Annotated in this window: 13 protein-coding genes; 6 read left to right on the forward strand and 7 right to left on the reverse strand. The window is 63.0% G+C overall.

The window, feature by feature from the left end; all coding sequences use genetic code 11:
- Positions 1-12: 12 nt before the first annotated feature.
- From VIO10_RS02230 to VIO10_RS02245, 4 genes are all read left to right on the forward strand, one after another.
- Positions 13-828: a BadF/BadG/BcrA/BcrD ATPase family protein gene (locus tag VIO10_RS02230; protein WP_331958662.1), complete on the forward strand. Its 816-nt coding sequence runs from the start codon at positions 13-15 to the stop codon at positions 826-828.
- A 142-nt stretch (positions 829-970) separates the two neighbouring features.
- Positions 971-2,230: a CaiB/BaiF CoA-transferase family protein gene (locus tag VIO10_RS02235; RefSeq protein WP_331958665.1), complete on the forward strand. Its 1,260-nt coding sequence runs from the start codon at positions 971-973 to the stop codon at positions 2,228-2,230.
- 16 nt (positions 2,231-2,246) lie between these two features.
- On the forward strand, positions 2,247-3,464 hold the full coding sequence (locus tag VIO10_RS02240; RefSeq protein WP_331958668.1) for a CoA transferase: 1,218 nt from the start codon (positions 2,247-2,249) through the stop codon (positions 3,462-3,464).
- Between the two features lie 19 nt (positions 3,465-3,483).
- Positions 3,484-4,734: an ABC transporter permease gene (locus VIO10_RS02245; protein ID WP_331958671.1), complete on the forward strand. Its 1,251-nt coding sequence runs from the start codon at positions 3,484-3,486 to the stop codon at positions 4,732-4,734.
- A gap of 55 nt (positions 4,735-4,789) precedes the next feature.
- Here the strand turns inward: VIO10_RS02245 and VIO10_RS02250 are convergent, their stop codons facing one another.
- From VIO10_RS02250 to VIO10_RS02270, 5 genes are all read right to left on the reverse strand, one after another.
- Positions 4,790-5,077, reverse strand: a complete 288-nt coding sequence (locus tag VIO10_RS02250) for a hypothetical protein (protein WP_331958674.1) — start codon at positions 5,075-5,077, stop codon at positions 4,790-4,792.
- Positions 5,078-5,376: 299 nt separating this feature from the next.
- Positions 5,377-5,709 carry an SCP2 sterol-binding domain-containing protein gene (locus VIO10_RS02255; protein WP_331958677.1) on the reverse strand — a complete coding sequence of 111 codons (333 nt, stop codon included), beginning with the start codon at positions 5,707-5,709 and terminating at the stop codon, positions 5,377-5,379.
- A gap of 135 nt (positions 5,710-5,844) precedes the next feature.
- Positions 5,845-7,371: a TonB family protein gene (locus tag VIO10_RS02260; protein WP_331958680.1), complete on the reverse strand. Its 1,527-nt coding sequence runs from the start codon at positions 7,369-7,371 to the stop codon at positions 5,845-5,847.
- Positions 7,372-7,474: 103 nt separating this feature from the next.
- On the reverse strand, positions 7,475-8,326 hold the full coding sequence (locus VIO10_RS02265; protein ID WP_331958683.1) for an LLM class F420-dependent oxidoreductase: 852 nt from the start codon (positions 8,324-8,326) through the stop codon (positions 7,475-7,477).
- A gap of 156 nt (positions 8,327-8,482) precedes the next feature.
- Positions 8,483-9,916: an MFS transporter gene (locus VIO10_RS02270; RefSeq protein ID WP_331958686.1), complete on the reverse strand. Its 1,434-nt coding sequence runs from the start codon at positions 9,914-9,916 to the stop codon at positions 8,483-8,485.
- A 163-nt stretch (positions 9,917-10,079) separates the two neighbouring features.
- On the opposite strand from VIO10_RS02270, the gene VIO10_RS02275 reads away from it, so the two are divergent.
- Together VIO10_RS02275 and VIO10_RS02280 are read left to right on the forward strand one after the other, a co-directional pair.
- Positions 10,080-10,712, forward strand: coding sequence for a hypothetical protein (locus tag VIO10_RS02275; RefSeq protein ID WP_331958689.1), 633 nt, complete (start codon positions 10,080-10,082; stop codon positions 10,710-10,712).
- A gap of 6 nt (positions 10,713-10,718) precedes the next feature.
- Positions 10,719-12,635, forward strand: a complete 1,917-nt coding sequence (locus VIO10_RS02280) for a glycoside hydrolase family 36 protein (RefSeq protein WP_331958692.1) — start codon at positions 10,719-10,721, stop codon at positions 12,633-12,635.
- A gap of 9 nt (positions 12,636-12,644) precedes the next feature.
- On the opposite strand, the gene galK is transcribed toward VIO10_RS02280, so the two are convergent.
- A complete protein-coding gene (galK, locus tag VIO10_RS02285; RefSeq protein WP_331958695.1) occupies positions 12,645-14,063 on the reverse strand; it encodes a galactokinase in 1,419 nt (472 codons plus the stop codon).
- Complete coding sequence (locus tag VIO10_RS02290) at positions 14,060-14,818, reverse strand: nucleotidyltransferase family protein (RefSeq protein ID WP_331958698.1); 759 nt, start codon at positions 14,816-14,818, stop codon at positions 14,060-14,062. Before VIO10_RS02290 ends, galK begins: the two co-directional genes overlap by 4 nt.
- Between the last annotated feature and the right edge of the window lie 76 nt (positions 14,819-14,894).

Consider the following 14,894-nt stretch of genomic DNA (forward strand, 5'->3'; position numbering starts at 1 on the left):
CCGGCATCACCTATGATCGTTGGCATCGATATCGGCGGTTCGACCACCGACGCCGTCATCCTCGAAAATAGCGGCCTGCACGTCGTAACGATCGAGGCCAACGACCCGGTCGCCGCGGCGGCCGGCGCGCTCGGAAAACTGGTCACCGACTTCGGCATCAAACTCGAAGACATCGAATGCGTCGCCGCCACCGGCGCGGGCTCGCGGGTGCTCGCGGAATCCCTGCTCGGCAGGCCGGTGGTCAAGGTCAACGAGTTCACCGCAATCGGAATCGGCGGCACTTCGCTGGCCGGAAAGGAAAGCGCGCTGGTGGTCTCGCTTGGCACCGGCACCGCAATCGTATCGGTCACGCCCGGCAAAATCGCGCACTTCAGCGGCACCGGCATCGGCGGCGGCACGCTGCTCGGACTCGCCAAGCACATGCTCGGCGTCTCGACGATCGAGCGGCTCGAAGAACTCGCGCGCAAGGGCGATCTGCGGCGTATCGATCTCAGCGTTCGCGACATCGCCGGCGGCGCGATCGGCGACCTGCCGCCGTCCACCACCGCCGCCAACTTCGGCAAGATAAGCGCCGACGCGACGCCCGAGGACAAGGCGCTGGCGATCATGAACATGATCGTCGAATCGATCGGGGTGCTGGCGATGGCCAGCGCGCGCGCCTGCGGGCAGGAGAATATCGTGCTGACCGGCAAGTTGTCGCGCCTGTTCCGATTCATGCAGGAGATGAGGCGCCTCACGTTTCCGTTCGGCCGGCGCTTCGTGATTCCCGAGCATGCCGATTTCGCGACCGCGATCGGGGCCGCGCGCCACGCCCGCCAGCAGGAATAGCCGGCAGTTCCTGTCTTCTTGCGGTAGCGGGGTTACATCTTTGGCGCCGTAGGATATAAACTTCCGAGACTGACGCGCGGGCGGAGCCACGAAACGGGATTTTGCGGCCGCGCCCGGCGCTTTCGCGAGGTTTAATTCATCGATGCCATCAGAGTTGCTCAGAGGATTGCGGCTGCTCGATTTGACCGACGAGAAGGGCGCGTTGTGCGGCAAGATGTTCGCCGATCTCGGCGCCGAAGTTATCAAGGTCGAACCGCCCGAGGGATGCTCGACGCGGCGCATCCCGCCCTATCTCGAAGATATCGCCGACGCCGACCACTGCCTCTATTCGATCGCCTATCACGCGGGAAAAAAATCCGTGACCGCCAACCTCGCCACTGACGACGGGCGCGCAATCGTCGCCGGTCTCGCGGCGCAATCCGACTTCCTCGTCGAGTCGCACCCGCTCGGCCATCTCGATTCAATCGGTCTTGGCTACGACGCGCTCGCCAGGAAAAATCCGCGCCTCATCTACGCCTCGATCACGCCGTTCGGCGACAGCGGTCCCGGCAAGGACTACGCCTGGGCCGACATCATCTCGTGGGCGGCCGGCGGCCAGATGTACCTGATGGGCGAGGAGGGAAAGCCTCCGCTCCAGATGAGTCTGCCGCAAGCCGGGTTGCACGCGGGCGGCGAGGCGGCCGTCGCCATGATGCTCGCGCACTACCCGCGCCAAATCGACGGGCTCGGCCAGCGAATCGTCGTCAACATGCAGGCCTGCATCGTGTGGACGCTGATGAACGAGCAGGCGATGCCGTTCCTGCACGGCAGCCATCTGTCGCGCACCGGAGTTTTCTTCGGCTCGGCCGACGCACGGCGCAAGATGGTGTACGAGTGCAAGGACGGGCACATCTCGACCCTGATCGCCGGCGGCATGACGTTCGGCAATTCGACCAAGGCGCTGATCGAGTGGATGCGGGAGAACGGATTGGGCGCCGACTGGATGCGGACCAAGGATTGGATTTCGTGGGTGCCCGGCGTCTTCATGGAGATGACCGAGCAGGACCACAGGGAGACCGAAGAACTCGAAACCACGATCCAGCGCTTCATGCTCACGATGACCAAGCGCGAAATCTACGCGCAGGCGCTCAAGCGCCGCATCTTCCTGGCGCCGGTCGCGACGGTAGCCGACATCGCAGCCGACGAGCAGCTCAAAGCGCGCGACTTCTGGACTGCGGTGCCGCACGACACGATCGGCCGCACGCTCACATTTCCCGGACCATTCGCGAAACTGACCGCGACCCCGATCGGATCGACCGCTCGCGCGCCGCGAATCGGCGAGCACAGCGACGAGATTTACCGTGGGCTGCTCGGGCTTGCGCCCGAGCGCTTGAACAAGTTGCGAGCCGCCGGCTCGATTTAGCCAGGAGAAATTCGAGATGAGCCGTTTCGCATTGGAAGGAGTTCATGTCCTCGACTTCGCCTGGGTCGGCGTCGGCCCGATCACGACCAAATATTTCGCCGACAACGGCGCCGACGTGATTCGCGTCGAGTCGGCTGCGCGCCCCGACGTGCTGCGAATCGGTCCGCCGTGGAAAGACGCGATGCCCGGGATCAACCGCAGTCAGTTTTTCGCCAGCTTCAATACCTCGAAAAAGGGAATCACGCTGGACTTGAGCAAGCCCAAAGCGCGCGAACTCGCCAAGCGCATGGTGCCGTGGGCCGACATCGTCGTCGAGAGTTTCACGCCCAAGGCGATGCGCAACTGGGGACTCGATTACGAAAATCTGCGTGAGTTGCGCCCCGACCTGATCATGCTCTCGACCTGCATGCAGGGACAGACCGGCCCCAACGCGCTCTATCCCGGCTTCGGCCAGCTGATGTCCGCGCTGTCGGGCTTCTACTACATCTCCGGTTACGGCCCCGGCTCATGCACGCCGCCGTACGGCGCCTATACGGATTTCATCGCGCCGCGCTTTTCCGCGATCACGCTTCTCGCCGCGCTCGACTATCGGCGCCGCACCGGTCAGGGCCAGTACATCGACATGTCGCAGTACGAGGCCGCGATGCAGAATCTCGCGCCTGCGTTGATCGATTACTTCGCAACCGGACGAGTGCTTGGCCCGCGCGGCAACGCGTCCGCGCGTTACGCTCCGCACGGCGCCTACCGATGCGCCGACGAGGACGGTAACGAGCGATGGATCGCGATCGCCGTCGCGGGCGACGATCAATGGCGTGCGATGCTCACCGCGCTCGCCGCCGATTCCACCGACCGGCGCTTTGCGACCGCGTCCGCGCGCATCGAGAACGCCGCCGCAATCGATGAGTTCGTCGGCTCGCTCACGCCCGTCCACAACGCTCACGATCTCACCGCGAAGTTGCAGGCCGCCGGAGTTGCCGCCTACCCGGTGGAGAACTGCGTCGATATCCACCAGGACGACAACCTCGAAGCGTTCGGCTTCTGGCATTGGCTCGAGCACAAGGAGATGGGGCCGTCGCCGTATGAGGGCCTCGAACATCGCATGAGCCGCACGCCCGGCACGCTTCGCTCGGCCGCGCCGATTCTCGGCCAGGACAACGACGAGGTCTTTCGCGAGATGCTCTCGCTCAGCGCCGATGAGATCGAGCAGCTGAAAAAAGAATACGTGATATTCTGAGTTCCTCCCGCGATCTCTCGTGCGATACGAACTCAAAATTGCGCTCCGCTATCTGCGCGCCCGCCGCAAAGACGCCTTCATCTCGATCACGACCATCTTTACCGCGGTCGGCGTGATGATCGGCGTCGCCGCGCTCACCGTGACGCTCTCGGTGATGGGCGGCTTCGAGCAGAGCCTCAAAGAACGCGTGCTCAGCCTCAGCCCGCAGGTCCAGATACTCAATTCGCAAGGATCGATCGACAACTACGCCGAGATCGAGAAGAAAGTCGCCGGCGTGCCCGGCGTCAACGGCTCCGACGCGTACATCGTGGGCCAGGCGATGCTGAGTTCGGGACGCGGAATCGGCGGCGTCATCGTGCGCGGAGTCGAGCCGAAAAATCCCGTCGTGCGCGCGCAATGGGGCCGCTACATGACCGTCGGCGGTCTCGACGATCTCTCGCGAAGCTACGCGATCCCCGCAAGCGCCGCCGGCCCCGCGGTTACCGCAGGCGGCCTCGCCATCGGAGTCAGCCTTGCGAAAAAACTCAAGGCCAAACCCGGCGACGCGGTTCGGATGGTTGCGCCGATTATTTCGCCCGATGGATCGCTCTCAACCAAGAGCGGCCAATTCGCGATCGGCGCGATCTTCGACTCGGGAATGAACTTCGTCGATACCAACATGGTCTTCATGGATCTCGCGCACGCCCAGGATTTCTTCGGACGCACCGGACGAGTGGACGGCATCGATATCCATCTGACCAATCTCGACCAGACCGACGCGGTCACCGATGCGGTGCGCAAACTGTTCGCGAGTCCATACCAGGTGCGCAACTGGATCGAGTTTAACGAATCTGCCGCCGCCGGCTTCGAACTGCTCAAGCGCGTCTATGCACTCGTGCTCGTGATGCTCATCGGCGTCGCCGCGTTCAACCTGGTCGCGACGCTGATCATGGTCGTGATGGAGAAGCGCAAGGACATCGCCGTGCTGATCGCGATGGGTGCGACGCGGCGCGACGTGCGCCTGATCTTCGTGATGAAGGGACTGATCGTCGGTGGGGCTGGAACCGCGGCCGGATTGATCCTCGGCGCCGCCGGATGCTTCGCGCTTGCGCGTTACCAGTTCATTCACATCCCGCGCGAAATTTACGGCATCTCGACGCTGCCGATCGCCGTAGATCCGTGGAACTTCGCCGCCGTCGCGCTTGCCTCGATGCTGCTCTGCCTGCTCGCGACCGTCTATCCGGCCCGCCAAGCGTCGCGAGAGATGCCTGTCGAAATCTTCCGCTCCTGACTCCGGCGCGCGCCCCACCACACATCCGCGAACAGGTGAAAAAGTGAAAAACTGACTACTGATTATTTGGTGTGTGATTCGTATTCGTGGGGGCCTTGCCGGCGAGCTTCGGTTTGCGAACGACCAAAGTCTCGTGACCGCGAACCTTGATCGTGCGGGCCGGCTCTGACTGAAAGTTCTGACTCGGTCCGTCAGAATGCCGTGGCTGCGACGACGTGCGCTTGCGCCGCCAGTTGCTGAGCTCCTTCGACAGTTTTGAGGCCAGCGAATCGTTGTCCTGGCCGTTCTCGGTCGATTCTCCGCTTTCCTTGTTGAGGTCGCCCTCAAACTCCGCGGAACTCATTTGCGTTCTCTCTTCTTGTGACGTGGATTTGTCCTCCTTGCTTGGGAGCGTTTAAGAAACAGAATTCTAGTTTCCAAAATTGATGTACTGACAGTAATCGGCGCTCGCGCTCGCGGCAGCCTGGGGTCGTTAATCAGTGGATAAGATTGTGTCTCGACTGCGTACCGAATCTGAGTTTTATCGGCGCGTTTCGGCTCGGGATGATTTTGTGCGGGATGCTTTGCAGGCGGATTTTCCGCCGGCCGGGCCTGTTTTGGCTCCGGCCGGCGCGCAATTCATTGGTATCTTAGATTCACGGTTTAGGCAAACAGACTCTGCATGCGCAGCGCGAGCCCCATGTCGCCCGCGATTCGCAGTTTGCCGCTCATGAATGCGACCTGCCCGTTGAGCTTGCCGCTGGTCATGTCAACGTAGTCCTGCGCCGTCATCGAAATCGTGATGCTTGGCGAAGCGGCCGGTCCGTCTTTGACCGTGCAGGTTCCGTCGTTGATAATTACGTGCCACTTGCCGCCGTTATCGCCCGAGAGGTCGAACTGGTACGTCGCATTCAATCCCTTCGCCGCGTCTTTGTTGAAGCGACCGGGCATCGCCGCAAAGATTTCCTTCGGTGTCGTCGGTGCTGCATCAGCCATGGAAATAGATTCCTCCTGGTGGGAGCGTCCTATACTGCGCTCTTTCCGCCATATAAGCGTTCGCCTCTGACCCTGTCAATAGTACCACGCCCCACAGGATTAATCATACTCGGCAACATCATCAGCGACCGCGGGTCAGAATCCGAACATGTTTCCGGGCACAACCGTGATCAGATTCGTCTGCACGTGCACCCCTGGCGACGCGTTCTCGGCGATCGTCACTGCTTGCTTCTTTTGCGCGTCGCTCTTGACTGTGCCGCCAAGATACGCGTCGTGGCCGATCACTTTCACCGTCACGCTGTTCAACCCCGCGGCAAAAAGCTGCGACGCGATCGCAGTCTGGCGCGCTGCCCAATCGGCCGTGTCCGTCGTCAGCGAATCGATCACGTTGCCGACCCCCGGCACCTGGCGCACGATTTTTTCCGTATACAGCTTGGCGTCGGCGTCGAACACCTTGCCAAAAATCGTCACCGCGCTGCCACTGGTGTAACAGTCCACGCGCCGCGTCCTGGGATTCGACCCCAGCACCTGCTTGACGCGCTGCTGCAAGGTCAGCGGCGGCGGCCTGGGCGCGCGGCTCGCCACGTGATGCTTGCGCGGCGGGGGCGCCAGTGACGGCGCCGGCTCGGCCACCATCGGCGCCGGCGTCTCGACTGACGCCGGCGATGGAGCGCTCGCCGCTTGCGACGCGGCCGGCGACGGCGCCGGCGGCGCGCTGGCGAATTCCGGCGCCTCGGTGGGGCTCAGTGCGGCCACCTTCGAGCTGAGTTGCGATTCGAGCGCGTCCTTCGTCGTGGGATCGTTGGTGAAAATTATCGGATAATCGATCTCGACCTGGCCGCCGCTGAACGGCGCGAAATTCCACGCCGAAACGTCCTTCACTATTTCCGCGTCTAACGCCGGATTCGCATTGGTCGAGGTCCGCACCGACGCCTCGTCCACGCTGCCGTTGGGCAACACCCTAATCCGCACCGCCATCGCATCCTGCAGCGTGCTGTCACCGGCGAGCGCATGCGAATAGCTTTCCAGCAATCCGTCCTTGTGATCTTCGAAAACTTTTTGCGCTGTTTCCTGATTGCGCTCGGGCGCCGCCGCCGATTCCCCCGTCACCTGCACCCCGATCGCCTTCGACAATGCTACCAACGGCCCACTCGGCGCCGCCGCTGTCACCGACGCGATCGCCGCCGGCGACGCATTCGCCACCGGCTGCTCCGCGGGTTTAGTGCTGAGATGAAGCGCGAGCCACGCGCCGCCCCCCAGCGCGACTATCGCCGCGATCAAGTACCAAACGACGCTGAACCGCCCGCGGCCTTCGTCTTCGCCGCCGCCGTCCGGCATCCCGCCCGTGATGCGCATCGACGGCGACGGATCGCGCCGCACCGTCGTCCCGCCCCGCGGCGGCGCCGACGACGGCTGCTGTATGTACGACGCTGCCGCCGATTCCACCCCGAGCCGCGCGCCGCAGAAGTTGCAGATCAGTTCCCCCGGCTGCGCCTTGCCGCCGCATACCGGGCACTCGATTTGCTCGCCGGCGTCGCCCGCGCCGGTGGCGGCCGCCCCTTCGGCAAAGGCGGGACCCGCCTGGACCAGCGCGGTACCGTCAGCTTCGCAAAACGTTTCCGAGTCGGGGAAGGTTTTTTCGCAGCGCGGGCACCTTTTCATCTTGGTAAGCGCTCCTCCGGCGCAAGTTTCGATGATATCCGCGCCAATTGCGACACGCCAACAGGCTGCGCAACGCCTGCACGCCGATACTGTCCGCTCGCGATCACTGCCTGGCGATTACCTCGGCGCCGAACTTTTCCATCGACGCGATTTGCTCCCGCGTCGTCGCGGCCGGCCCAATGATTATCCGCGACACGCCCATCGCGGCGAATCGCTCGATGTCTCCGGGCTTCAATTGTTCGCGCAACCTGCTCACCGTTAGTTCCAGCGGCGCCGTCCGCCCCGCCGCGCGTTCATGCTCGCGCAGTCGCTTGATCGTCGCCGCAATCTCGTCGATACCGTCCGCGATTCCATACCATCCGTCGCCGAGTTTCGCCGCCCGCTTGAGCGACGGCTCGGTGCTGCCGCCGAACACGATCGGTGGATGCGGTCGCTGTGCGGGTTTGGGCATGAACTTGAAGCCTTCAATCGAAATCGTCTTGCCGTGATACTCCGGCGACTCCTTGCTCCACAGTTCCTTCATCAGCGCCACGTATTCGCGCGTGCGAAACGCGCGATCCTTGAACTCCATGCCGACCGCGTCGAACTCCTCCTCGAGCCAACCGATCCCGACGCCGAAAATAAATCGCCCGCCCGAAAGCACGTCCAGGCTGGCGACCGCCTTGGCAGTCGCAAACGCGTTGCGAATCGGGATCACGAATACTCCCGTCGCCAGGCGAATTTTCGTGGTGATCCCGGCGACGAACGCCAGCGCCAGCATCGGATCGTGCAGCGGCGTCTCCGGCGGCGCACCCATCCTGCCACTGGATGAATACGGATACGGCGAGCGGTAGGTTACGGGCAGAATAATATGCTCCGGGATCCAAAGCGATTCGAAACCGCTCTGCTCGGCTTTGCGCGCGACCGCCGCGATACTGTTGGGCGATGTCTGATACAAAAATGTTCCAAATTTCATTGCGTTCAACCCGCCTGGCGCCCGAACTTTTACAATCCTAGCCAGTTTCCAGCTTCACCGCGAAGCCCGCATCTTCTCCGGACTCAGGTGCAGCGGCTGGCCCCCTGCTCAAGGAAGGGCGAAACCCACGGTGGGTTTCGTATAAAATAAAGTCCCTCAGTTCTCTCTCTCATCTTTCTGCTCGACCTCCGCCTGCGCCTGCGCAATCAACTTGAGTTTCGTCAACAAAATAAATCCGCACAGCAGCGAGAACGACGCGCAGAACAGCACCGCGGTGCGCGGACTAAAATGCTCCCCGATATAGCCGACCGCCAGGCTGCCCAGCGGCGCGCTGCCGATGAATGATAAGGTATAGATACTCATCACGCGGCCGCGCAGTTCGTCCGCGACGAACATCTGCAGGAGAGTGTTGGTCGTCACCATGTGATTCATCAGGCCCACGCCGATGAACAATTGCGCAAGCAGCGAAATCGCCATCCACCTCGACACGCCGAACCCCGCGACCGCTATCGCCATGCAAAATATGCCGAACACCAGGTTCTGACGCAGCGCTCTGGGAGCCGTCGAGCGCGAATTCATCACGATCGCGCTTGCCACCGCGCCCAACCCCTGCGCCGCCATCAGAAAGCCGTAGCCATGCGCCCCGACGTGCAGCAAATCGCGCGCGAACACCGGGATCAGCACCGAGTACTGCATCCCGATTCCCATGTTGATAGCGACCAGCACCAGCAGCCACAGGGTCGGGCGATGCCGCCAGACGTAGGCAAGGCCCAGCCGCACCTGTCGCATCATCGTGGCGCCGAATTCGCGGCGCTCGTGGCGCGGCAGTTGCATCTCGAACAGGCTCCAGATGACCGCGAGATAGCTGACGCCGTTGAGCATGAAGCAGCCCGTAACTCCAATCACTGCGATCGACAGACCCGCGATCGCCGGCCCGATCATTCGCGCGCCGTTGAAGATCATCGAGTTCATCGCGATCGCATTGGGCAGGTCTTCGCGCCCCACCATCTCGACCACGAACGCCTGCCGCCCCGGCATGTCGAACGAGCTCACCAGCCCGTTGAGAGCGGCCAGCGCGATCACGTATTCGACCTTCACCGCGCCGCCCCACGTCAGTCCTCCGAGCACGAACGCGCTCAGCATCAGCAGCGTCTGCGCGCCGATTATAAGGCGTCGCCGATCGACGTGATCGACCACCACGCCGGCGAACAATGCGACCAGCACAACTGGCATGTAACTCGCAAACGCCACCACGCCCAGCATCAGCGATGAATTGGTGAGCTTGAGCACCAGCCACGCTTGCGCGACCGTTTGCATCCAGGTGCCGATCAGCGAGATCAGCTGTCCGACGAAAAACAGTCTGAAATTGCGATGCCGCAGCGCGCGAAACGCGGTCAGTCGGCCGCCCCAGCTATCCTGCGCGGGTACGTCTCCACCCGCCTCGTCAGCCTCGGCGGCCTCTATCTCCGGCGGCGTGTCGATGACTTCTCTCTCCCACCTGATGGCTGAGATTATCTCGCCCTTGCTGGTTCTAACAGGGCCCTTCGAATACTCAGGAAAAACTCCGCCCGCGTCTTTTATCCTTATCAAGCTGCAGGGGACGGCCCCCTGCTCTCAACATTGGGTGCAGGGGTCATCGCTGCTGAAACCCAGGGTGAGTTTCACATTACAATTAAGCCCGGATTTCCGTTTTCCAAGTGAACTGCCAATTTGATACGGCCTGAAGTACATTCCAGGCAGGAGGTCCGAGAATATGAGCGAACCGGCACGCGCGGCGCTCGCCGTGCTACGAAGTCCCGCCAATTTCGACTGGACAATCGTGTACCTGCTAATCCTGACCTTGTTCATCTATTCGGGCGAGATCATGGCGCAGCGATGGAACGTGATCGCGGCGGGGCTGGCGCTTTGGTTTGCCGACTGGATTAACGAACTGGTTAATTCGGCGATTTTGTTTTGGACCGGACGCGCGCCGTTATGGGTCGAGACCGGGCACACCTCATATCAGATCCTGGTCGGGCTCAACGCCGAAACCACGCTGTTGTTTTTGATCTACGGGATGGCGTTTGCGAAGCTGCTGCCGGCAAATCCGCGCGCGAAAATATTCGGCTTGAACCGCCGATGGATGTTGATCGTCGGACAATCGGTCGTATCGGTGATCCTGGAAGTCGTGCTGAATCGATGGGGCTACCTGAACTGGTACTGGCCCTTTTGGAATCTTGGCGCGGGACTGATCTTGATCGTCATCTTCGGATACGCCTGGTTTTTCGCGGTCGCTGCGTGGGCGCATGACGCTGAAACTGAAACGAAGCGATGGAGCATCGTGGGTGGATTGGCCTCCGTTTCCCTCTTGCTCGCAATTGTCTTTGGCTCGCTCGGCTGGCTGTAGGTCTTTGTGACGAACGCACTCCTGTCGCGAATCGAACTCCGCTTCCTCGACGCCGCCGGCCACGCGCGCGCGCTCGATCTTCCCGCGCCCTTCGGTGCGCGCGAATCGAGCGTCGTCGCCGACGGCCTCGCAATCTCCGCCCGTCTCGAACCCGCACTCGGCGGCGCCGTCGTTCGCGCAACCGTCGCCAATCGCGGCGTCGATCCGGTTCGACTCACGTCTGCGATCTTCGAAGTCTCGACCGGCTTCGCGCCGTCCGCCCCGGCCCGATTCTTCAAGCATGGATACCAATCGTGGAGCGCCTCGGGCGGCTGCGATGTAGGCGCGTCGCAAGAAAACCATCCGCGCGACACCGCCCTTTTCCTCATTCGGCTCATGCACCAGAGCGAACCGGCTCGCCCGCCTGAATTCCCCGAGGCGGATACTTCTGAGCTTTTCACGATTGTCGAAAGCCGCAGCGCCGCGGCGCGCGTCCTGGCCGGATTCATCGGAGCCGCCACTTCGCTTTCGACCCTCACCGTGTCGAGCCCTGAAAAAATAATCGCACGCGCGATCCTCGACGATGTAACTCTCGCGCCGGCCGCGCATCGCGAACTCGACCCGCTGTTCATCGCCGCCGCCGATGAGTCCGCCGCGCGGCTGGCCGCGCGATGGGCCGGCCTGGCCGGACGATGGATGAACGCGCGGGTCAGCGCGCCGTTTCAGCGCGGATGGTGCTCCTGGTACCACTACTTTGACGCGATCACCGAGGACGCGCTGCGCGCCAATATCAAATCGCTCGAAGCGATGCGCTCCGAGTTTCCGCTCGACGTGATCCAACTCGACGACGGCTTTCAGTCCGCGCTCGGCGACTGGGATACCACCAACGCCAAATTTCCGGGCGGGCTGAAAAAAATCGCCGGCGAAATTCGCGCCGCCGGCTTCAAAGCCGGGCTGTGGACAGCGCCGTTTCTTGCCGCCCGCGACTCGCGCTTGATGCTCGATCATCCCGACTGGTTTATCATGCACGCGGAAACCGGCGAACCGGTTCGCGCCGGCTACAACGCGAACTGGACGAAGAGCAACGACGCGTTCGCCTACGCGCTCGACCCGAGCAACCCGGCGTTTCTCGAGCACCTCCGCCGTCTGTTCGCGAAGCTCACCCGCGAGCTGGGCTACTCGTATTTGAAACTCGATTTTCTTTACGCGGCCGCGGCGCCCGGCCGGCGTCACGATCCAAATCTCACGCGCGGCGAAACCTTGCGCCACGGCCTCGAGGCGATTCGCGCCGGCGCCGGCGACGACGCGTTCATCCTCGGATGCGGCTGCCCGATTGGCCAGGCGGTCGGCGTCGTGGACGGGATGCGCATCGGCCCCGACGTTTCCCCGTTTTGGGGCTCAACCGCTTCTGGAGCGGTCGACCCGTCCACCGTCTATGCGCTCGACGCGATCATCGCGCGCAGCTTCATGCATCGGCGTCTATGGCTGAACGACCCCGACTGTTTGATGCTGCGGGCGCGCGAAACCCTCCTCAGCGCCGACGAGCGCGCAGCGCTGGCCGCGACCATCGTCGCCAGCGGCGGGATGCTCCTCATCTCCGATGACATGGGCATCCTCGACGCCGAAGCGGGAAAATTGTTTCGCGCAGCCGCGCAAATCAGCACTGAGATCGATTCCAACGCGGCGCGCGAACCGGTACTCGCGCTCGACCTGATGGCCGCGGGCGACGTCCGCGGCCTGATCGCTGAAACCGCCGGCGGCGCCGGCGCGATCGCGATGCTCTTGAATCGCGGCGACTCGCCCGCACCAGTGGATACATCCGAACTGAAGTTGGGCGCCGCCGAGATTGACGCGTTAGATCTCGCGGGCAGCGAGAAAATTGAAGTACTCAGTACTATCGATCTCCCGCCGCACTCCGCGCGCATGCTGCGCCTCAAGCGCTAGCCGGAGCTCTCACACCGTGCGTAAATCGATCACGCTCGCGCCCCCGCCCGCGTGCAACACGGCCCGCCAATTTTCGCTTTCTTCACTCGACGCGCCGGGATCCAGCTTCGCGTAATATCCGCGATCGATCGATTCGATCACCGCGTCCGCGCTCGCCACGTCGCACATCGCAACAATCGAACCGCCGAAACCCGCGCCCGTCAGCCGCGCGCCGAACGCGCCCCCGCGCCGCGCGCATTCCACCACGGCGTCGAGCCGCCCCGTGCTGCATTCGAAGTCATCGGCGAGACTCTGATGCGACGCGTTCATCAGCTTTCCCATTTCATCGAGGCGCCCCGCCTCGAGTACCTCCGCCGCGCGAATCACCCGCTCGGTCTCGCTCAGGACATGCCGCGCACGTTTCAGAATTTCCAGCGGGCGGCTTGAATCCAGCGCGATTCGAGTCGATCCGCGGCCGAGCAACTCTGCTTCAAGCGCCGACGGTGAGACGCCCAGGATGTTCGCCGCCTCTTTCAGATCTGCGCCGAGCCGCGCGGGCGCGGCTGCCGCGAGTTTCTCGACGAGTTCCGCCGCGCTCCATCCGGGTAATGCGCGAACCACGTCGCCAAGGATCGTCACGCCGTCGAGCTCGAGCGCGTGCCCTAAAATTCGCGCCGCCAGCGCGCATTCGACGACCCGCCGGTTGTATTGCGCGCGCACCATCCCCGACTTGTCCGCTATTTCCCGGCTATCCGCCACGACCAGCGCGGCGTTCGCCGGCATCTTCACTGCGCGCACGCGGATCGGGTCGAACTCGATAAACAGCGCATGATCGCGACGGCCGAGAATCGACGCCGCCTGGTCCATTCCGCCCGCCCGCGTCCCGACGTACCATTCGCTGCGCGCCACCATCGTCGCGGTTTCGATCGGGTCGAGTTCGAGTTTGTTGACCGCCATGAATGCCATCGCGGTCGAAACCGTGAGCGCGGCGGACGACGACAGCCCCGCGGCCAGCGGCACGCGGCCATCGACGACCATCGATGCGCCCCGCAGGTTGTCAACTGAAGTTGAGGGCATAGAAAAACGTCCGCGCCGCGCAAAATGATCGACCACTCCCTGGATCGCCGCCTTCACGTAGTTCGCCCAATCGCCGGTTGCGTACGGTGGAATCTGCTGTTCGATTTCAAAACGGCGCGAGGACCAGCCGGGGTCGGCGTTCGCCAGTTCGATTTCGGCGGCCGTGATGGCGGCGGCGACGACGATTGTGGATCGATCGATCGCAACCGGCAGCACGGGCAGGCCGCTGTAGTCCGTGTGCTCGCCGATTAGATTGACGCGACCGGGCGCGCGGGCCGCGAAGATTCGCGCGTCGGCGCCGGCGCGGACTCGACCGCCGAGGCGGGCAGCGCGCGCCAACTCCCCGGCGTCCCATCCGTCGGGCAGACTCATCGCCGCTTCCTTTTTGGCTTGAACCAGGCGCGCGCCGTCTCGAGATCTTCGGCCGTGCCGACGTCGCTCCAGAATCCGCGCATATCAACCGCGCGCACCACCCGGCCGTCGGCGATCATTTGCGCGATTGCACCGGGGATTTCGAGCTCTCCGCGCACCGACGGTTGAAGCCGCGCGAGGTAGTCGAAAATTATCTGGCTGCTGGCGAATAGTCCCGCGTTGTTCCATTGGGTCGTGGCGGTCCCGGGCGCCGGTTTTTCGTCGAGGCGCTCGACTATCATGTGCGGGGTCACATAGACGGCGGCGCCGCGAAACGGATCCTTGACGCGATTCACCGCGAGCATCAAATCGTACTCCTCGATCCGCGCGTGATGGATGAAGCGCGGGTAGTTCGCGCGGTCCATCAGAATATCGCCCCATCCGAAGACAAAGCGCGCCACGCCCGCAAGATGCGCCTTCGCCGCAAGCATCGCGCCGCCGGTCCCGTTCAATTCCGCCTGCCTGACGGTGGTGATTTTGATTTCCGGATTTTCGCGCTGCCAGGTTTTCGCCCATCCTTCAATTTGCTCGGACAAATAGCCCACCACGACGATGAAGTGCGTCAGTCCGGCCGCCGCGAGCGCGTCGGTAATATGCGAAATCAGCGGCGAGCCCGCGATATCGAGCATCGTTTTGGGAGTCTCGGCGGTCAGAGCGCCCAGGCGTTTGCCGCGCCCCGCCGCCAACAGGACCGCCGTAGTAATTTCCGCCGCCATGGCGCCCAAGATAGCACCGCGCAGGCTTCGAGGATGCTTGGCTGGCGGTATATAGTTAAGTAAGAGTTTATCGAGA

The sequence above is a fragment of the Candidatus Binatus sp. genome (assembly GCF_036567905.1).
Taxonomy (GTDB): Bacteria; Desulfobacterota; Binatia; order Binatales; family Binataceae; genus Binatus.